The following is a 20,439-nucleotide window of genomic DNA, read 5'->3' as shown; positions in this document are numbered from 1 at the left end:
CCTTCCTCCTACCACTTTCGCAAGCCTGCCGGACCGCCGCCTCTGTCCTTCGCGTCAGAGGCGGCTGTTTCATTTCAGGTCAGTTTTTACCTTATCGATCCACAGGATATTTCCGCATGCCTGTCCCCAAGGAGGGATATAGTTCATTTTTTCTTCACCATAGTTTGCGGATCGTGGCGGCCACAGGTTGCCATGCAGCGGGGGTGGCAATGCGAAAGCTGCTTCCCGATTCGAAACACCAGTGAAGGACACGGACATGGCAGCTCCGACTAATCCGAAGGCGGCGGTGAACCGCGCGCAGGTTCTGGGCACCAATGCTCAGGACACGATTGACCTGGCCGCGATCACATCAACGGCCAACATCCCCTCCAACGCCAAGGCTGGCGGCGGAAACGACTTCGTTTTCGGCAACAACTACGACAACGACCTGTATGGCGAAAACGGCAACGACACCGTCGCGGCTCTGCTGGGCAATGACCGCGTGGAAGGCGGCGCCGGTGACGACGTGCTGGTGGGCGACACCTTCGGCGTTGTCGTGAACGATCCGCTCGATGGCACCTTCCAGGGGCTCGTCACCGTCAATGACGGCAATGACACGCTGCTCGGCGGCGCGGGCAATGACCGCGTCTGGGGCGGTGGCGGAAACGACTACCTCAACGGCGGCGACGGCAATGACCGCCTGCGCGGCCAGGATGGCGACGACAAGGTCGTCGGCGGCAACGGCGATGATGACATCACCGGCGGCCTCGGCAATGACGACCTTTATGGTCAGGCCGGCGCCGACACCATCAACGGCAATGACGGCGACGACTATGTCGAAGGCGGCCTGAACGCCGTGGGCGTCGACACCATCAGCGGTGGCGACGGCAACGACATCCTGTTCGGCGACAACGGCCACAGCAAGGGCACGACCAACACCACCAACCTGGGCTCCGGCAACGGCACGAACCCTGTTGGCGGCCGTGAATCGGACCCCGACTATGCCTATAATATCGGCAACCGCTACAGCCGTACCCAGGGCAATAACGACGTGATCGACGGCGGCGCTGGCGACGACCAGATCTTCGGCCAGGGCGGTGATGACCTGGTTACCGGCGGCGCTGGCGACGACGACATCTGGGGCGACGACGGCAATGACACGCTGAGCGGCAACGACGGCGAAGATTCGATCGACGGCGGCGAAGGCAACGACATCATCAACGGCAACGACGGCAACGACGAGCTGAACGGTGATGCTGGCGAAGATGTCATCCGTGGCGGTCTGGGCAACGACTATGTGGTCGGCGGCGCTGACAATGACGACATTGGCGGTGGCGCGGGCGATGACGTGCTGAACGGCAATGACGGCAACGATCTGGTCAACGGCGATGGCGGCGACGACCTGATCGCCGGTCAGACCGGCGACGACACGCTGAATGGCGGTGATGGCAACGACACCATCTACGGCAATGGCGACACCTTCAGCGACCCGGCCGATCCCGACGACATCTTCACCGACAACGATACGATCAGCGGCGGCAACGGCGATGACACGATCTACGGCAATGAAGGCCAGGATCAAATTCATGGCGACGCCGGCAACGACACCGTATCGGGTGGATCGGGTGACGATTACATCTGGGGTGACGACGGCAATGACAATCTGAGCGGCAATGAAGGCTCGGACGTCATTTCCGGTGGCAGCGGCAATGACGTGATCGCTGGTAATGACGGCAACGACGCGCTGTATGGCAATGATGGAAATGATTTCATCAACGGCAACAACGGCAACGACTATATCGAAGGCAATGACGGCAGCGACGACCTCGCTGGTGACAAGGGCAATGACGTCATCCATGGCGGTGACGGCAATGACTTCATTTCCGGTGATGACCGTTATGATGGGGTCGGCAGCGTCGGCGATGGCAACGACACCCTCTATGGCGAAGCCGGAAACGACTTCATCCAGGGCGGCGGCGGAGCCGACACCATCGATGGCGGTGACGACAACGACACCATCTTCGGCGATACCGGCAACGACAATCTGTTTGGCGGCGACGGCAACGACTATATCGAAGGCGAAGCTGGCAACGACAAGCTGACCGGCGGACTTGGCGACGACACGCTTTCGGGCGGGTCGGGCAAGGACAAGTTCTACTTCGACTCGGACGATGATGGCTTCGGCAGCGACCTCATCATCTCGCCGGTCGGCGGACGGGACTTCAGCCTTGCCAACAAGGACGAAATCCACCTGAGCGACTCGCTTGATCCTGAAGTCGATGTGACCGTTACCAGCGGCGACTTCGGCGTGGGCGGCACAGCCCTCGACCTTCAGATCGACACCAGCAACGGATCGGTCGTGATCGCCGACTTCTGGGAAGGTGTATCGGCGCCGATCGCCACTCTGGTCAATGCTGGCTTCTTCGACTCGGTCGATGGCGTCAACAGCTACAGCCAGGGCAACGGCGGATACGACATGATCGTTTTCGACGTTTGATCAAGTTCGGTTGAGGTCCTTTTTCGTCCGCTAAGAAAAGGGACATCAGCTCAGCCGGGCACTGCAACTGGGGGGAGGGCTGCTTGCGGCTCTCCCTCTTTTTCTATTTTCTGTTGCTTATCATCTTATGGTTAATTTATTTTTTGCTTTATTGTCCCCAACGGGGAGTATGGCCGCAGCCCTGAACGAGCCACCCTCTCAGGCGATCGGGCTGCCCTGCCCCATCCTAAAAGCATAAATGTCGCCGGTTAAAAAACGGTAGATTTTAGCGGAGTGGGCAAATCCTATGCCAACCGATCCCAATAAGGTCGGTCCTGTCCTCCTGGTATCGCTGGTGGACACCGGGGCTAAACCCAAGATGCTGGCCGCGCGTCCGGCAGGCGTGATGCCGCCTGTCACGGATACGGCGGCGCAAATCACGACATCCGCCCGCAGCCATGGCCATCCGGCCGCAGCGAAAAGCGGCGGCGCTGATGTGATCCCGGCGGATGCGTCCGCCGATTCGCCTTCGCTGCTGCGATTGGACGGCAGCGTTGACCCTCATCCGTCCATCACCCGGATCACGGGGGCATCGGCGAAGGCCGACCCCGAAACGCCGGAGGATCGCCCGGATCAGGAACCGGAAGATCAGACGGATGATCCAGAAGAGGATGATTCGGAGCAGGAAGAACCGCGCGATCCCACCAAGGAACATCCGCTGCCCACCCCTGGGGAAGACGATGCGACAGGCGAGCCGCCCGACACCTCCAATCCCGGCGGAGGTCAGCAGACAGGTGCCGACGATGACGACTTCGGAGAGTCCGGGGATGACGGAACGGACGAAGACACCGGCGGCGGAGACGGCTCCACGGATGATGGCGGCTCCGGCGGGGATGGCGCTCCAGACGATGACGGGGACGGGGAAGAGGACGGCGCACAGGGCGGAACCGGCGGCAGCCCGGACCCCGGAGGCGGCGATGATAATCCAGGTGGCGGGGACGATCCTGACGATGGAGGCGATCCTCCCGGCGATGGAAGCACGGGAGATGATGGCGGGGATGATGCTGGTCCGGGCGGCTCCGGCGGCGGCGATCCGGTAGGCGGCGGTGCTGGCGATGGCGATGAGTCCGGCAGCGGCGGCGATCCCGGTGGCTCCGGTGATGGCGATCCCGCAGGCGGAGGCGATGAGGGGGACGACGACCCTGGCAATGGCGGTGAGTCCGGCGGCGGTGGTCAGGATGATGGCGAGCCCGGAGGCTTCGGCGGCGGCGATCCTGCAGGCGGTGGAGACGAAGGCGAGGACAATCCCGGCAGCGGCGGCGACCCGGGCAGCGGCGGACAGGATGATGGCGAGCCCGGAGGCTCCGGCGGCGACGACCCCGCAGGCGGTGGAGGCTACGGCGAGGACAATCCCGGCAGCGGTGGGCAGGATGACGGTGGCGGCGGCGATCCCGCAGGCGGCGGAGACGATGGCGAGGACAATCCCGGCAACGGCGACGACCCCAGCAGCGGCGGGCAGGATGACGGCGAGCCCGGAGGCTCCGGCGGCGACGATCCCGCAGGCGATGGAGACGATGGCGAGGACAATCCCGGCAGCGGTGGCGACCCCGGCAGCGGCGGGCAGGATGATGGTGAGCCCGGAGGCTCTGGTGACGGCGGCGCTGGGGGCGGCGGAGACGATGGTGAGGACGATCCGGGCAGCGGCGATCCTAGCGATGGCGGGGAGGATGACGGCGGGTCCGGCGAGAGCGAACCGGATGACGGTCAATCGCCCTTCGAACGCATGGAGATTTTCGGCACTATCGGAAATGATTATCTGGCTGCGAACTTTCCGGCCACCCTCTTCGGCCTTGGCGGCGATGATCTTCTGGCCGGATCGAGCATGGACGACATGCTCGACGGCGGGGAGGGCGATGATCATATCATCGCGGGCGGCGGCGAGGATTATGTCCTGGGCGATGCCGGGAACGATTATCTGCAAGGCGGCGATGGCAATGACTTCATGCGCGGCGGAGCGGATGACGACAGGATAGACGGCGAAGCTGGCGACGATCTGATCAATGGCGACGATGGCGATGATCAGCTATCGGGAGGCGCCGGGAACGACATCCTGCATGGCGATGATGGTCATGACATCATATCCGGCGACGCTGGCCGGGATCAACTGCACGGAGGCCTGGGCAACGACATCCTCGACGGGGGAGCAGACGCCGACCTCTTGCTGGGCGGTGATGGCAATGACATTCTGGACGGCGGAGCGGGCGACGACAATGCTGGCCTGACCGCCGAACAACTTGCGGGCAAGGTCGTTGTCGAGGGCTTGAGCGGCGGCCTGTTCGGAGGGGCGGGCGATGACGTCCTGCGCGGGGGCGACGGCAATGATTCCCTGTCCGGCGGAGATGGCCGCGATTTGCTCTATGGCGACGATGGCAACGATCTTCTGGTCGGCGGCGCGGGTGATGATCATGGCCCGTTCGGCGGCTTGCACGGCGGCCTTGGCGATGACGAACTGCATGGCAATGGCGGGGACGACGACCTCTACGGGGACGAAGGGGACGACCAATTGTCCGGCGAGGCAGGCGCCGACAACCTGTGGGGCGGGACCGGGAACGACCAGCTTGACGGCGGGGCCGGGGCCGACACGCTGCATGGCGGCGAAGGGACCGACCGGCTGAGCGGCGGGGACGGCAAGGACACGCTCTATGGCGATGAAGGCGATGACATCATCGAAGGCGGCTCCGGCGACGACAGGCTCTTTGGCGGAGAGGGCAATGACATATTGCGGGGCGGCGACGGCAATGACTGGCTTTATGGCGGCGAAGGTGATGACAGCCTGCTGGGTGGCGCCGGCAAGGATCGTTTCGTCTTCGACCTGCGTGCCGAATTCGGCGACGATGAGATATTAAGCCTCAGCCTCGCGAACCGCGACATCATCCTGCTGGAAGTCGACGAGCCGGATGATTTCGATCTGTCGCTGATCTTCATCGGATATGATGCCGCCGACAATTTGTTGATCATAGATGTGCCGGATATGGGCACGATCACCATGCCGGACTTCACCAATGGGCTGCTTGCAACACTGGGCCTGATGACGGTGGAGGATATCAACGGGTGGAGCCAGGGCGTGGCGGGCTATGACCTCATTCAATTTGCTTGAGAGGCTGGGCATTTTCGCGGCGGCCGCCGCATTTGCCCTCTGCGCGCCACTCGCTGGCGCCCAATCCCGCCAAGGCGCGCCGGAGCTGGATTTGCCTGTCGATTGCCAGATCGGCGGACAGTGCCTGATCCACAAGCTGGTGAACGTCGCGCGCGGCAAGGGGATCAGCGACTATAGCTGCGGCCGTTTGACCATGGCCGATCATGACGGCATCGACTTTCGCGTTCGCACCCTTGCAGATATGCGGGCGGGCGTCGCGGTGCTCGCGGCGGCGGCGGGCCGGGTCCTGCGGACGCGAGACGGAAAGGCCGACCGCAACGCCGAAGAACAGCCGGTGCCGCCAAGCCTGATGGCGGGGAACGCGGTCATCATCGATCATGGAAATGGCTGGGAAACACAATATAGCCATTTGCGCATGGGCAGCGTGAAGGTGCGCCCCGGCGATAGGGTAAAGGCCGGACAGGTGCTTGGCCTGGTCGGCATGTCGGGCAATGTGAAGGGTTTCGGGCGCTTGCGTACGAAAGCCTCCAGTGCAGGAACCCGCGGGCCCCATGCGCTGGTCTATGGGTAAAGCGGCTTAGGGGTGGTTTGGACGGGTAAGCGATGCCGATCCGGAAGTGTCGGTTCTGGCCAGATCAACGTGACTTTGTGCGGCGTCAGAGTGCCGACGGTGGCGGTTTTGCTGGTCGGTGTGCCCTGCGCTGGGCTCGATTCCGGAATGGGCATACACTGGGTCATCGGCCAGGCCGCCATGGGCGTGACCGTCGTGCAGTCTGAGCCATGCCGGATCATGGCGCATTCCCCCGGATTGGCGATGCCGATGATGGTGGCGCGCGGGGCTGGCACCAGCGGGCGAAGGCTTCGATGATGGTCATGTGCCCGCCGCAACATGGGCATGGCGGGCGATGGTCGGGAGGTTCGTCGGGTTCGGGCTCCTCGACCGGTACGGCAACGCCCAGCAGGCTGCGGGCCAGCGCCATGGTGTCCTTGTGGGTCGAACTGGCGAGCAGGCCGTAATGCCGGATGCGGTGGAAGCCGCGCGGCAGAACGTGGATCAGGAAGCGGCGGACGAACTCGTCGGTCGCCAGCGTCATGACCTGCTGGCGTTCAGCAGCAGGGCGGCGATAGTCCTTGTAGCGGAACGTCACGCCGGTCTCGTCGAAGCCGAGGAGCCGCCGGTTCGAGATGGCAACCCGGTGCGTGTAGCGCGAGAGATAGGCCAGCACCGCCTGCGGCCCGGCGAAGGGCGGCTTGGCATAGACGACCCAGCGCTTCTTCCGGAGCGGCGAGAGATGCCGCAGGAAGGCCTTGCGTGTCGCGAGGCCAGCCAAGGTGCTGAAGAAGACAAGCTTGCCGGCATCGAACAATGCCAACAGGCGAGTGAGGAACAGACGGCGGAACAAGGCGCCAAGCACACGCACTGGCAGCAGGAATGCGGGGCGCGACGAGATCCAGTGCGTGCCGTCGCGCGCGATGCCACCGCCAGGCACGATCATGTGCACGTGCGGATGGTGGGTCAGTGCCGATCCCCAGGTGTGCAGCACGGCGGTGATGCCGATCCGCGCGCCAAGGTGCTTGGGATCGGCGGCGATGATCAGCATCGTGTCCGCGGCAGCGCGGAACAGCAGGTCATAGACCACCGCCTTGTTCTGGAAGGCGATGTCTGCGACCTCGCTAGGCAAGGTGAACACGACGTGGAAGTAGCCAACCGGCAACAGGTCGGCCTCGCGCGCGGCCAGCCAAGTGCGCGCAGCGGCGCCTTGGCACTTGGGGCAGTGTCGGTTGCGACACGAGTTGTAGGCGACCTGCCAGTGCCCGCAGTCGTCGCAGGCCTCGACGTGACCGCCCAGCGCGGCGGTGCGGCAGTTCTCGATGGCCGTCATGACCTTGAGCTGGCCGAGGCTGAGATGCCCGGCATGGGCCGCGCGATAGGCCGGCCCGCTGCTCCGGAAGATATCGGCGACCTCGAGTGAGGTGCGCACCGGCTCAACCGGGAGGTGCCCTGCCTTCCATCACGGCCACGATCTGGTCGAGCGGGCTGGCCACCGCCCGCATCGTCTTGCTCGAGACCTGGGTATAGATGCCGGTCGTGTTGATGTTCACGTGTCCCAGCAGCACCTGGATGACCCGGATATCGACGCCTTGCTCGAGCAGGTGAGTGGCAAACGAGTGGCGCAATGTATGCGGGCTTACCCGCTTGTGGATCTCGGCGCGCTCAGCCGCTTCCTGCACGACGCGGTGCAACTGGCGAGCCGAGACCGGATCCGTGCCGCTGCGGCCGGGGAACAGCCAGCCATGAGGTAGCATCACTCCGCGCCGCTTGCCTTCGCGCCACCATTGACGGAGCAAGTCCAGCAGGTGCGGTGAGAGCATGGCGTTGCGGTCCTTGCGTCCCTTGCCCTGCTCGACGCGGATCATCATCCGGGTGCTGTCGATGTCATCGACCTTGAGGTGGGCAACCTCCGAAACCCGCAGGCCCGCGCCATAGGCCACGCTGAGGGCCGCCTTGTACTTGATGCCTGGCGCAGCCTCGAGCAGCCGCGCTGTCTCCTCGACGCTCAAAACCACCCGCAGTTTGGGTGTGAAGCGAACGACGACCAGCGCTAGGGCCATCTCCGGCCGTCTGAGGGTTATCCCGAAGAGGAACCGCAGTGCCGATACCGCGCCATTGATCGTGGCTGGACCAACGGCGCGCTCGTGCTGGTCGACCTGATAACGCCGCAGGTCTTCCACCGTGGCCGTGTCCGGGGGGCGGCCGAGAAACGCGGCAAAGTTCCGGACATGTCGGATATAGTCCTTCTGCGTGTGCGCCCCGAAGCCACGCATTGTCATGTCCTGCAACATCCGCTCACGCAGCGAATGGGTCGGGGCAGCAGTCGTGATAGCATCCATGGTAAGTTCCTCTCCGTTGAAGGAACTCCACCGTCGGCGGGCGACGCCGCCCCACTGAAAGCCTCACAAATACTACACTACGTCACCCCAAGCGACCCTCCCGCGGAGCGGGTTCGTGCTGTGCCGCCTTCCCTCACCTGCATTTCGAATTGCGCCACAATGGCGCGACGGTCGATCCGTTCAGCGGGCTCACGCCCCCGGTGGCCTGTGCCGCCACATCCTCCTCCAGCCTTTGGAGCGCGTCCGCGCGAAAGATGCTCGCCTACCGCCCGGCTGCGGTCATTTCCGTGGGAATCGCGAGCGAGCGGCCCACCGCCTCGGATGCGCGTGCGGGTAAATATGCGACCACGACACTGGCGAAGGACGCGCCCGCGCTTATCCTGTGGGCCGATGCGCTGGGTGTTGCCGCTGGCGATGAACAGCGGTTCGCGATCCGCTCGCCGGACGGGCGCGTCATCCACGAACGGCGATCAAGGGTCGAGGGCGGAGGCCTCGCCTAGTTCGCTTTCAGCGGCGTGCCCAACAAGGGCGGGAACTGGGCGCCGGGGCGATATGCGGGCCGCTACGAATTGTGGCGGGACGGGAAAATGATCGATGCGAGGGACATGGAGTTCGCCGTCCAGTGACTGCGCTCTGCCCGTTGCTCCGCCTAACGCAGCTGCATGGGAATACGGCTGGTGAGCAGCAGGCGAATGAGGGAGGATTGCCGGTGGACCCCGCATTTGGCGAATATCTGCTTGAGATAAGCGCGGACAGTCGTTTCCTTTAACGACAATTCCCCGGAAATCTCCGGCAGCGACCGGCCATTTACAAGTTGCCTGCAAAGTGTGGTTTCGGTTTTGCTGAGCCTGTACAACCGGCACACTTCGTCGATCCGGTCGTCAATCCGGGTTTCTGGATCGACAACGGCCAGATGGGCGGCGGCCTTGCGGAACAGCCCGTTTCCGCCTTGCACGACAGCCACCGTCAGCGGCTGGCGGCCGGGGCGCGAGACCAGCATCACGCGCAATTCCTGAAGGCGATCCGGCATGGCGATCGCCTGATCGATGGCGTTCCTCAAATCCGAATATTCCGCGGCCGAATGCGTCATGATGACGGGACCATCGAGCTTAAGCCCATCCGCCTGCTGCAACAGCCAGAGCCCGGCCTCATTGGCTCCGGCGAAATGGCCATCATCATCGATCGCGATCAAAGCCAGTTCCAGAGCGTCAATTATGCCGCTCACCATATCCGGCTGAGATCCACCAGCCAAAGGCTGCGCGTATTGGCAGCCTAATTCCACGACAGCCTTGTGCGGCAAGTGAACAGGCAGACCCCCCTGTGGATCACCATTCACGATCCTTCCCCCCTCTACTGCCCCGAAAGGCGAGAACGAAGGTAACTGTGGCATGCGATACCGTTCGCCAAAAAGACAAGTTTGTTAAAATTCATCTTTGTGGCAGAAAAACGCCTGCGTTCGTTACCCCCGCTCTTGCGTTTAGACTATCTGGCAGTCCCCCGATTATTTGAAATTCTTAACCCCCGAATATAAAATCAATGTTGCTCACCCTGCGGGCGTTGTCAATTGGCAGGTTAAGGGCCGACGACAGGGTGCATCCCGATTGCGGCCCCCCTCACTCCGCCAGTTCCGGCGGACTGTCAGAACCGTCCCATGATGATCGATCCGCCCGAACGGCGCGCAGGTTCCCCGCAGGTCAGCGCAGCCGTCAATCCCGCCTCGCGCGGCGGCGATATTCCAGCGGCGACTGGCCTGCCATGCGCCGGAAGGCGAGAGTGAAGCCGACACGGCTGGAAAAGCCCAGCAGATGCGCGATCTGCTTGAGCGGACGGTCCTGCTCGTCCAGCAGCAGCCTGGCCTTTTCGAACCGCTGGCGTTCCACGAAGCGGTAGACGGTTTCGCCGGTCGTCGCGCGGAAGAGGCGCATGAAATGCCGCTCGCTCATGTTTGTCAGCGCCGCAAGCTCGCTCACCGTGATACGCCGGGCAAGGTTGGCCGCCACATAGTCGCCGATCCGCCTGACGTCCCGGCGCAACAGGCGCTGAACGGCCCGCGCTGGCGGCGGGGAGCGGCGGAGATAGCGCACGGCATCGACAAGGATCAGCGACCCCAGGGCGTCGAGCGCGATGTCCGAAGCAAAACCCGGAGCCGCGGTTTCCCGCACCAGACGCCGCATGCCCGCGATCACGTCATGACAGCGGATGTCGAGGCAATCCTTGAGCCGGGAGGCGTCCAGTTCGCGCGACAGCATGTCCAGATCATCGCCGCAGGACCGGAACAGCAGCCGCGCCACCTTGAGCTGCCCGGCCTTCCCGCGTGCATGGAAGGGGATGCCAGCGGGCGTCATCAGGACGGAGCCGATCCGGCTCGGCTCGGTCAAGCCCGCCGGACCTTCATGCCATCCTTCGGCGGTACTGGCCGAAGCCCATTCGACCATGCTGATAATATGGCTGGAATAGACGACACGCCGGTCTTCGAACCCAGGCCAGTCGAAGCAGCCATATTCGAAATAGAGGTTGCGGCCGCTGGCGGTGACGACATTGGACGCGCGATCCCGGTCGCTGTCCGTGGTGTCGGGAAGATATACGCCGGTGGCGGGATTGATAACGGCCGGACAATTGCTGGCATGCATGCGTCGCTCTATCTTCATCGAAAAATGACCGGCCGCGCGCTGCTGACGCGCGATGCAAGAACAAGGTCTTACGGAGGAGGAGTGTGGCAGCATCGATGCACAGGCGCAACCGGCGGCGAGCGGGCCGCGCTTCGTCCGATCGAGGACCGGAATGAGCAAGTCCGGCGAAATAGTGATCGATGATCTGGCCCAGCCGCGCCTGACCCCCGCGATCGAAGCGGCGCGGGCCGGTCCGCCCGGCTTTGACGAAGAGATGGGCGTGGATCAGGTCCTGTCCCGTGCCGTCGACCTGACGGGCGGCCTGGATGATTTCGGCGAAGAGACCGGCTTTCGCGAGCGGCTGGGCATCGTCCTGCAAGCGCTGGCGGAGGACAGGGGGCTGACGCGCGGCGGGCGCATCACCATCATCGACCATGCGATCCGCGTCATGGCCAACCGCCTGCGCATCGAGCATCTGGTGAAGCGCAATCCCGAAATACTCGACATCCAGATCGACAGGCCGATCTTCATCGCTGGCCTGCCCCGGTCGGGCACCACCCACCTCGTCAACTGGCTGGCCCGCGACGAACGGCTGCGGTCCCTGACGCTGTGGGAATCGGAAGAACCCGTGCCCTCCGGCCCGCCGCCCGCGCCGGGCGCGCCCGATCCGCGCGCCCTGCGATCGGCCGAAATGTGGGGGCATTTCGAAGCGATGCTGCCTCATATGGCGGCGATGCACGGCATGGACGCCGCGTCGATCCATGAAGATAACGAGCTGCTCTACATGGACGTCAATTCCTATAATTGGGAATGGCAGGCGCGTATCCCGCGCTGGACGGACCATTATTTCGCGCACGACCGCACCATCAGCTACCGTTATGAAAAGAAGGTCCTTCAGGTGCTGACCTGGCAGCGGGGACCCAATCGATGGCTGCTGAAATCACCCCAGCATATGGAAAATCTGGCCGCGATCCGGTCAGTGTTCCCCGACGCGGCCATGATCATCACCCATCGCGATCCGGTGGCCGTGATCCGGTCGCTGACCACCATGCTGAGCTATTCCGACCGCATCCGCCGCGATCCCGTCGATCCGCCGGGCCTCGCCAGCCTGTGGATCGGCCGGATCGAAAGGTTGCTGCGCGCCTGTATCGAACAGCGCGCCGCCTGGCCCGCGGACCAGTCCGCCGACCTGCTGTTCCACGACTATATGGCCGATCAGGAAAGGGTGATGCGGCAGGTCTATGATCTTGCGGGCCTGCCGCTGACGGCGGACGCGGAAAGGGCGCTGCTTGCCTATCTGAACGAAAATCCGCGCAACCGGCATGGCCGGGTGATCTACGATCTGGAGGGCGTGTTCGGCGTTGATACCGCCGCCCTGCGGGAGCGCTTCGCCTTTTACTATGAACGTTTCCCGGTGAAGTGGGAGGATTGAGATGGACAAGGCGCAGATCGACGCAAAGGCAGCCGATCGCCTGCTTTCCGGGCAGTCGTGGGACGATTTCTGCGATGTGCTGAAAGTGGCGGGGCGGATGATCGACGCGTTCGGGGACCAGCCGTCCGAACTGGACCGGGCGGAATATTATCGTTTCCTCTCCCGCGTCGCGCGGTCGAGCCTGGAGCGGCTGGTCGAAAATGCGGAGCCCACCCGGCCGCGCCTGCGCGACATGGTATGGCGGCAGTCGATCAACGTGCAATGCCCTGACCATGATCATCTGATGTGCCAGTTCGACGAGGCGCGGGATTATCGCATCACCGGCACACGGGGCACCATTCCCTATTTCGTGCTGGCGGTGCTGACCGCCCCCGCCCCCGAAGATGCGGCTGCGAGGGATTGGGCGCCAGAAGGGGTTGCGGGCCTCAAGACGTTCGATCCATCCAACCTCAAGACCACCGCTTTCCTGGGCAGCCAGCAGCTTCATGTCGAGGAGGACGGCACGTTCGAGATCATCCTGTCGCAAAATGATCCGGGCGAGGGCAGGAACTGGCTGAAGCTGGATGCCAGCACCAATTGCATCCTGATCCGCCTGGTCTGGCATGAGCGGGGCAAGGAAACCGCGCCGGAGATGCGGATCGAACGCATGGATGGGGCGCAGCCAGTGCCGATCACACCCGCGCTGATGGCGAACAACCTCGCCTGGGCGGCGCAAGGCGTGCTGGGCTATGCCGAACTGGTGCGCAACTGGTGGCAGGGCAGCCAGGGCAATTTCGCGTCCCGGCCCAACCGGCTGGATTATAGCCGCGCGCAATATCTGTCGAACGGCGGCGTGCCCGACCGGCATTTCGCCTTTGGCAGCTGGCAGGTGAAGGCGGACGAAGCGCTGGTGCTGGAATTCACGCCGCCCGAATGCGAATATTGGAATTTCCAGCTGTGCAATATCTGGCAGGAAAATCTGGACACGTTCGAAGACGGCGGCGGCTATGTCACCAAGTTCAAGCGGGTTCAGGAGGCGGACGGCAGCGTGCGGATCGTGATCGCGGCGCGCGATCCGGGCATTGGCGGCAACTGGATCGACACGTTCGGCCATGACAAGGGCCTGTGGGGCCTGCGCCTGATCCGCACGGAGGAGACCGCGCCTGTCAAGCTGTGGCGCGTGCCGCTGGCCAGTCTGGAACGGCAAGGCAGGGACGCGCTTGACCCCGCGGCGGCCATCGGCACCGGCCAGTTCGTCGATTGAGCCATGGCTGTCCTGTCCCTTGACCATGTCAACATCCGCACGGCCGACGTTCCGGCGACGGCGGCCTTCTTCCGCGACCTGCTGGGGCTGCGCGCGGGCGTGGCGCCGGGCGCGGCCTCCATCGATACGGGCTGCTGGATCTATGATGGGCAGGACCGCGCGATCGTTCATATTGGCCCCGCCGACGCCCGCTATCCCAGCGACGGCATCGCGCCCTTCACACCAGTGCGCGGCGGCGGGTCAGTCCATCATGTGGCGCTGGAATGCGACGGCTATGCGGAGATGGCGGCAAGGCTGGAGGGTTCCGGGCTGACGATCGCGCGCAACGACATTCCATCGATCGGGCTGCGGCAGCTGTTCGTGACCGAAGCCAATGGCATCCTGCTCGAACTCAATTTCCGGGAGGGTTGAGGGATGCTGGGCTCCTCCGACCTTGTGCTGTGCGGGCCGCCGCTGTTGCATATTCCCCTGCTGGACCGGCTCGCGCCCGCACGGGACGCAGGGTTCGCCGCGATCTCGGTGACGCCGGGAGACCTGTGGGCGCTGGAGGAGCAAGGCACGTCTCTGCGCGAATTTGCGGACCGGCTTGCGGATCATGGGCTGGAACTGGCGGAAGTCGACTGCATCGGCTGCTGGCTGCCGTCTCATGCCCGTGCGCCCGCCGGTGCGCGCTTTCGCGGCCTGCTGATGACGCTGACGCCGGAGCGGGTGATCGGCCTTGCGGCGCAAGCAGGCGCGCGGTCGGTCGTGGCGGTCGAGATGATGGACGTCAGCCCTTCGCTGGACGAGGCGGCGGAAGCCTTCGCCCGCGTCTGCGATCTGGCGGCGGAGCATGGCCTGCCGGTGCATATCGAATTCCTGCCCTTTGGCGGCATCCCCACCCTTGCGGCGGCGGCGGCCATTATAGAGGCGGCCGGGCGGCCCAATGGCGGGCTGACGCTGGACAGCTGGCACCTGTTTCGCAGCGGATCGACGCTGGATCAGCTTGCGGCAATACCGGGCGAGCGCATCTGCACCGTGCAGATCAACGATGGCCCAGCCCAGCAGGGCGCTGACCTGTTCGAGGAAACGATGACCGGCAGGCTGCTGCCCGGCGAAGGCGCGTTCGATCTTGCCGGCTTGATCCGCACGCTCGACCGGATCGGAAGCACGGCGCCTATCGGCGTTGAGGTCTTTTCCCAGGCGCAGGCGGGGCAGACGATGGACGAGGTGGCACAGGCATGGGCGTCATCGGCGCAAGCGATAATCGAGGAGGCGAGGAAACAAGATGAGTGATGATGGTCAGCCGGCCGGCGCGGTGGTGGTGGGCACGGGCTTTGGCCTGTTCACCCATGTTCGCGCCCTGCGCGACGCGGGGTTCGAGGTGCGCGCCATCGTCGGCCGCAATCGCGAGCGCACGGCGCAGCGGGCCGCCCCGCTCAACATTCCGCTGGCGTCCGACAATCTGGAGCAGGTTCTGGCGAACGACCCAGCAATCCGGCTGGTGACGGTCGCCACCCCGCCGCACGCCCATTACACGCCGGTCATGCAGGCGATCGCGGCGGGCCGGGCGGTGATGTGCGAAAAGCCCTTCGCCAGGGATCTCGCCCAGGCGCGGGAGATGCTGGCTGCGGCAGAAGAAGCGGGCGTGGTCCATGCCTTGGGCGCGGAGTTCCGCTTCGACAGCGCGCAGGCGCTGCTGCGCCGCGTGGTCAAGGGCGGCATGATCGGCGATCCGCTGATGTTCAGCCGCATCTACCAGCAGCCGGGACAGGGCGAAGAGGAACCGCTGGCGGACTGGTGGACCGACGCGAAGCAGGGCGGCGGCTTTCTGGGCGCTTTCGGCACGCATATGATCGATCAGGTGCTTTCGACCCTTGGCCCGGTCGCGGCGGTCAGCGCGATCCTGCGCAAGCTGTCCACCACCCGGCCGGAAATGACCTCCGACGATTATTATAATGTCCAGTTCGTCACCCGCAGCGGCTGCCGCGGTGTGATCGAGGCGGCGATGAACTTCCCCGGCCCGTTCGTCATGGCGACGAAGGTGGCCGGGACGAAGGGCGCGGCCTGGATTCAATCCGGCGCTGCCTTCGGCGACCCGGAGGAGGTGTGGCTGAAAGACGCGCAGGGCGCGCGCCGCATCCCCATGCCCGCCGAACTGGTCAACCCCGCGCCCGAACCATTCCCCATCACCGATCTTATCCAGACGGAGATGGACAGGTGGCATACGCAGGGATTCGATGTCGCGCCCTATGCCAAGCTGTTCGGCCAGATGAAGGCGCGGATGCTGGGCATTGAGCCGCCGCTGCCCGACGAAGGCGGCACCTTCCACGAAGCGGCGGCGGGACAGGCGGTGCTGGACGCCGCCCGCCGTTCCGCCGCGGAAGGCCGCTGGGTCGAAGTGGAGGCGGTCTGACGGGGACTCAAGCCGCCGGGCAGAGGCGTTCGTAGACTTCGCTCACCTTGCGGCCGTGCATCGCCTCGCTGAAACGATGGCGGGCGTCGGCCTGCGCCCGGCGGGCCATGGCGGAGGCGGCGGCCGGGTCACGGGCAAGGCGGGCGCATTGCTCCGCCAGCGCACCCGCATCGTCCGGGTCGGCCAATATGCCGATGCCGCCCTCCAGCGCTTCGATATTGCCGCCTGATCGCGCGGCGACGATGGGCGTTCCGGCCAGCATCGCTTCCACCAGCGTGCGGCCGAAGGGCTCACGCACGGCCGGGACGGCAAGCTGGTCGCAGGCAGCGATCCAGTACGCCCCCGGCGTGCGATAGCCCATCAGCCTCACCTGAGCGGCGACGCCATTCCCGTCGATCCGCCGCTGCAACGCCACGTTCATGGAAGGCTCCACCGATTCGCCGAACATGACGCCGATGACGGGGCGATCGAGCTTTTCCTTCAGCGCTGCGATCGTGTCGATGAACAGCAGCGGCCGCTTGCGCGCGATGAACGCGCCGAAATAGCCAAGGATCAGCGTGTCCGGCGCAATCCCCAATTCCCGCACCAGCGTTTCGCGCGCTTGTTCGCGATCAACGGTCATGGTGGCGTCGAAGGGACTATGCACCACCGCAGCCTTCTTGCGCGCCGACCAGGGGCCCGGCGGCGGCAAAGAAAAGGAGGAGACGGTCAACACCTGATTGGCGAGCAAGGGAGCGAGCAGCCGCAGGCCGAGCGCGCCGGGATCGCCCCTGTGGTGCCAGACGAGCTTCGCGCCCGCCAGCCGCGCGGCGACCGCCCAATTGGCGTTGGTCTGGCCGTCATTCACATGAACGATGTCGATCCGGTTGCGCCGCAGGAAGCGCGTTCGCGACCATAGCCCGCCCAGCGTCCGGGCGAATTTGCGCAGGTTGAAGCGTTCGCCGGGGACGAACAGTCCACGGCTGCCGGGATCGTGCAACTGTTCATGACCGGCGAAGAATTGTGCGATCCGGCCACCTGGCACTTCCGGCACGACAACCAGCCGGTATCGCCCGCGATCCAGATGATCCAGCAGGCCCTTTACCGAAATGTGGCTGCCGCCGATCGTGTCGCCGGAAAAGGGAAAGCATAGCCGCACCTGCCTGTCCCTGCGCGCAGCCCGCCCGTCATTCCCGTTCATCCGCGTCAGCGAAGGCGACAGCAATTTCATCTAGGGATCGTTCCTTTCGATCAGCACCCGGGACAGGGAGTCGAGATACTGGTCGAGATTGGCGACGCCGTTGCCGTCGGCATCCTCCCACGCATCGGCGCGATGGGGGTTTGCGCCATGCCGCGCCTCCCACCCGTCATCCATGCCGTCGCCGTCCGCGTCCGGGTAGGGCGCGCCCGAAGGGATCGGGTCGATGGTCCCCGGCTGGTGAACGATCCGGCCCTGGCGCTCGCGAAGCTGGCTGACGGTCCTGCGATCGAACGGATCGCGCGGGAAAGCGCCCGCTTCGCGCAGCACCTGATCATAGGCCTGGGCGGCGGGCAGGGGCGCGACGGTCGAGGGACAGGGTGGCGCGGCCACCTCCGCCTCCTTGAGCAAAGGCGAGGTGCGGACGAAATCGCCTTCGAACCGGTTGTCCGCCACATAGACCTTCGCCAGCCCCGTCGATCCAACGATGTTGCGCGTGATGCCGATGGTTTCGGCATGGGTGTTCTTGCCCGCGATGAAGCTGTTGCCGATCAGCGAGACAGGAACGCCGCCATAGCTTTCCCAGATTTCGGCAAATTCCGATTGGGCGTTGTAAAAGACATTGTTGATCACCTCCGCGCAGGACCCCGGCGGGAAATTGACGTCTGGATTGCGGTCGCCATTATGCGCGCACAGATTGCCGATGAAGCTGAAATGCTGCGGCCCCTTGGGATCGCTCGCCAGCAGCGCGCATTTGTCGTGCCGGGGAATCCCCTCGGCGAAGATCGAGTTGCTGACGGTGATCCAGTCATTGTCGCCATAGCCGTTGACCATCTCGTCCCGCGCCCAGCTTCCGCTGACATGATCGAGGATGACCTGCCTGCTGTTTTCGATGGTGAAGCTGTCTTCCGCACCGCGAAATCCGCCGATGCGGTCGTTTCGCACCCGGATATGCCGCACCACGATGTCATGCGTGTTCTTGATGGCGAGCGGGGTAAATCCCATCGGCCCGCCAGCATGCGCCAGCGTGATGCCTCCGCCGGGCGCGGTCTGGCCCGCGATCGTCAGATAGGGGTTGCGAATGATGGGCGGTTTCGACGTGTAGCGGATCAACCCCGCGACCCGGAAGACGCAGATGCGCGGCCCTTGCGCATCTATGCAGGCGCGCAAGGAGCCGGGGCCGCTGTCCGCCAGGGTGGTGACCGCTATCACCTGCCCGCCGCGCCCGCCCTTGCTGGCCGCGCCATAGCCCACGGCTCCGGGAAAGGCGGGTTGCCCCTTCACCGGCTGAGGCGCGGATTGCGATGCGTTGGTCGCCCCGGAACAGCCCGCGATCACGATCGCCGCGGGGAGGAGAAGGCTGACGGCCGCCCGCAGCGCCGCGCCGATGCGGCTCGCCACGCCGCTGCCCTTTCCTCCCGCGCCGGGCGGCGGATCGTCATCGTGGCGGGGATGAGTCGCGTCCGTCACAGATGATCCTCGTTCGACATGCCGCTGCCCTGCGCAGCCGCTCACAGCCACTCCTTATCCGGTCACGCCAAGGCCGGATCAACGGAGCAGGCGGCTGAGCAGGCGGCAAATTTGGGTATCTGCGCCGGGTTCATCATGGCTGATATGGCCGCAGCAGCCGCGCCCGGCCACTCGCCCTTGGGGTTAGCCATTATGCGCCCGCCAATGTCCCGAAGGCCGATTGCGGCATGCCGGGCGCGCGGGCACGGTCGCAAGGCGCTGGCCCAGGCGGCAGCAGGAGCGAGATATGACGATTTCCACGGCCGCGCCGGGCGCATCGCATGGCCTTCCGGGCATGCCCATCCCGCGAACGGTGGACCTGTGGGACAAGATCGCCCATTATGCGCTGCTGACGTCGATCTTCCTCAGCGGCTGGTTCGCGCTGCGCGTCGGGTCGATCAACCTGACCTTTTCCGATGTCGCATTGCTGATCTGCATCGTCATCACCGCGATGCGCGGAAAGCTGGGCGCGATGCCCTTCGGTTCCCTTACCCCTTATTGGGTGGCCGGGCTGGCGATGATGCTGGGGGGACTGTTCATCGGATCGATCATGAACGGCGATCCGCTGCGCTGGGTGAACATCGCCCTGCAATATAGCGTGTCCTTCCTGCTGATCCCGATGGTGCTGATGCAGCAGGATGACCGTACACGGCGGATCGCGCCGCTACTGTTCATGCTAGGCATCGTCCTGTCGCAAGTGATCGGCATCGCCGTGACCATCTTCCTGACGCCCGCCGACACGCTTCCCTGGTTCGGAGACGGATTCTACACCGGCAATCAGCGGCTGGGATCGATGTCGGGCGAACCCAACAGCAACGGCGCCGTGATCGCCTTTGCCATACCGATGCTGCTCTATTCCGTGCGGCAGCGGCAGATTTCCTTCTATGCCGGGCTCATCTGCCTGGCGCTGCTGGTCTGGGGGCTGTTGCTGACGGCGTCCTTCACCGGCTTTTCAGCGGCGCTGCTGACCCTTTTCATCTGCATGGCCCTGATGGGCGGATTCCGTTACATAGCAGGGCTGGCGGTTACATTGGGCGCGGCGTTCAGCCTGTTCATGGTGTCCGGCGCGCCATTGCCCAGAGTGTTTCAGGAGCGCGTGGGCAATGCGGTGGAATCGGGCGACCTGTCACAGGCCGGGACGTTCATCGGCCGGTCCAACCTGATCAAGGAAGCATGGACCTTCACCGAGGATTACAGCATCATCGGCATGGGCGTCGACCGCTACCGGCAACTAAGCGCCTATGACAATCCGGTGCATAATCTCTACCTGCTGATCTGGAACGAGGGCGGCATCATCGCCTTTGCGGGGCTGATCATCCTGCTGTCGCTGCTCGGCCTGATGGCGGTGGTGGGATTGCGGGACCGCGAGCGCGGCGCGCCAGCCATGGCGGTGCTGATCGTCTTCCTGATCTACACCATGTCCTATCCCCATATGTATTCACGCATGTGGGTCATGCCCGTCATGGTCATGCTGGCTCTGCTCTACGGCCCCCGCAGGGCGGACGATCAGCAGCATGCCAAGCTCATCTATTCCGCCCCGGCCGGTCCGCAGCAGCTGCCGGATCTCTGA

The 20,439-nt window shown here is 64.5% G+C and carries 16 protein-coding genes; 10 read left to right on the top strand and 6 right to left on the bottom strand.

The genetic code is table 11. The features are described from left to right. Positions 1-256: 256 nt before the first annotated feature. The 3 genes from ET21_RS0107200 to ET21_RS0107190 all read left to right on the top strand — a co-directional run bounded on the left by ET21_RS0107200 (position 257) and on the right by ET21_RS0107190 (position 6,183). On the top strand, positions 257-2,476 hold the full coding sequence (locus ET21_RS0107200; RefSeq protein WP_051768039.1) for a calcium-binding protein: 2,220 nt from the start codon (positions 257-259) through the stop codon (positions 2,474-2,476). 286 nt (positions 2,477-2,762) lie between these two features. Continuing rightward, positions 2,763-5,612 carry a calcium-binding protein gene (locus ET21_RS28745; protein WP_051768038.1) on the top strand — a complete coding sequence of 950 codons (2,850 nt, stop codon included), beginning with the start codon at positions 2,763-2,765 and terminating at the stop codon, positions 5,610-5,612. Further along, on the top strand, positions 5,590-6,183 hold the full coding sequence (locus tag ET21_RS0107190) for a M23 family metallopeptidase (protein WP_051768037.1): 594 nt from the start codon (positions 5,590-5,592) through the stop codon (positions 6,181-6,183). Before ET21_RS28745 ends, ET21_RS0107190 begins: the two co-directional genes overlap by 23 nt. 217 nt (positions 6,184-6,400) lie before the next feature. Here ET21_RS0107190 and ET21_RS0107185 read toward each other — a convergent pair whose 3' ends face one another. Continuing rightward, positions 6,401-7,594 carry an IS91 family transposase gene (locus tag ET21_RS0107185; protein WP_030539117.1) on the bottom strand — a complete coding sequence of 398 codons (1,194 nt, stop codon included), beginning with the start codon at positions 7,592-7,594 and terminating at the stop codon, positions 6,401-6,403. A 4-nt stretch (positions 7,595-7,598) separates the two neighbouring features. Beyond that, positions 7,599-8,504 carry a site-specific integrase gene (locus ET21_RS0107180; protein WP_030539116.1) on the bottom strand — a complete coding sequence of 302 codons (906 nt, stop codon included), beginning with the start codon at positions 8,502-8,504 and terminating at the stop codon, positions 7,599-7,601. A 149-nt stretch (positions 8,505-8,653) separates the two neighbouring features. Between ET21_RS0107180 and ET21_RS0107170 the strand changes: the two genes are divergently transcribed. Then, positions 8,654-9,004, top strand: a complete 351-nt coding sequence (locus ET21_RS0107170) for a hypothetical protein (RefSeq protein ID WP_030539115.1) — start codon at positions 8,654-8,656, stop codon at positions 9,002-9,004. Positions 9,005-9,153: 149 nt separating this feature from the next. On the opposite strand, the gene ET21_RS0107165 is transcribed toward ET21_RS0107170, so the two are convergent. Together ET21_RS0107165 and ET21_RS26470 are read right to left on the bottom strand one after the other, a co-directional pair. Next, positions 9,154-9,732, bottom strand: coding sequence for a LuxR C-terminal-related transcriptional regulator (locus tag ET21_RS0107165; RefSeq protein ID WP_021238714.1), 579 nt, complete (start codon positions 9,730-9,732; stop codon positions 9,154-9,156). A gap of 478 nt (positions 9,733-10,210) precedes the next feature. Continuing rightward, positions 10,211-11,134 carry a helix-turn-helix domain-containing protein gene (locus ET21_RS26470; protein ID WP_021238715.1) on the bottom strand — a complete coding sequence of 308 codons (924 nt, stop codon included), beginning with the start codon at positions 11,132-11,134 and terminating at the stop codon, positions 10,211-10,213. 151 nt (positions 11,135-11,285) lie between these two features. Here ET21_RS26470 and ET21_RS0107155 point away from each other — a divergent pair, with 151 nt between their 5' ends. Genes ET21_RS0107155 through ET21_RS0107135 form a run of 5 tightly spaced genes read left to right on the top strand, consistent with a single transcriptional unit; the run spans position 11,286 to position 16,183 of the window. Then, positions 11,286-12,545: a sulfotransferase gene (locus ET21_RS0107155; protein ID WP_030539113.1), complete on the top strand. Its 1,260-nt coding sequence runs from the start codon at positions 11,286-11,288 to the stop codon at positions 12,543-12,545. Position 12,546: 1 nt separating this feature from the next. Then, the gene (locus tag ET21_RS0107150; RefSeq protein WP_030539112.1) at positions 12,547-13,788 is read left to right on the top strand and encodes a DUF1214 domain-containing protein; all 1,242 of its coding nucleotides are present in this window, start codon (positions 12,547-12,549) and stop codon (positions 13,786-13,788) included. A gap of 3 nt (positions 13,789-13,791) precedes the next feature. Beyond that, the gene (locus ET21_RS0107145) at positions 13,792-14,199 is read left to right on the top strand and encodes a VOC family protein (protein WP_030539111.1); all 408 of its coding nucleotides are present in this window, start codon (positions 13,792-13,794) and stop codon (positions 14,197-14,199) included. Between the two features lie 3 nt (positions 14,200-14,202). Next, a complete protein-coding gene (locus tag ET21_RS0107140) occupies positions 14,203-15,063 on the top strand; it encodes a sugar phosphate isomerase/epimerase (protein WP_030539110.1) in 861 nt (286 codons plus the stop codon). Continuing rightward, on the top strand, positions 15,056-16,183 hold the full coding sequence (locus ET21_RS0107135) for a Gfo/Idh/MocA family protein (RefSeq protein WP_030539109.1): 1,128 nt from the start codon (positions 15,056-15,058) through the stop codon (positions 16,181-16,183). The genes ET21_RS0107140 and ET21_RS0107135 overlap by 8 nt, the downstream gene beginning before the upstream one ends. A gap of 7 nt (positions 16,184-16,190) precedes the next feature. Here ET21_RS0107135 and ET21_RS0107130 read toward each other — a convergent pair whose 3' ends face one another. Together ET21_RS0107130 and ET21_RS0107125 are read right to left on the bottom strand one after the other, a co-directional pair. Continuing rightward, a complete protein-coding gene (locus ET21_RS0107130) occupies positions 16,191-17,393 on the bottom strand; it encodes a glycosyltransferase family 4 protein (protein WP_237751503.1) in 1,203 nt (400 codons plus the stop codon). Beyond that, positions 17,394-18,830, bottom strand: a complete 1,437-nt coding sequence (locus ET21_RS0107125; protein ID WP_337587952.1) for a pectate lyase — start codon at positions 18,828-18,830, stop codon at positions 17,394-17,396. It lies immediately after the preceding gene. A gap of 286 nt (positions 18,831-19,116) precedes the next feature. On the opposite strand from ET21_RS0107125, the gene ET21_RS0107120 reads away from it, so the two are divergent. Continuing rightward, positions 19,117-20,439, top strand: a complete 1,323-nt coding sequence (locus ET21_RS0107120) for an O-antigen ligase (RefSeq protein ID WP_021238724.1) — start codon at positions 19,117-19,119, stop codon at positions 20,437-20,439.

Source organism: Sphingobium sp. DC-2, from assembly GCF_000722555.1.
In the GTDB taxonomy this organism is placed as follows: Bacteria; Pseudomonadota; Alphaproteobacteria; order Sphingomonadales; family Sphingomonadaceae; genus Sphingobium; species Sphingobium quisquiliarum.
This window is presented reverse-complemented; position numbering and strand designations above follow the sequence as displayed.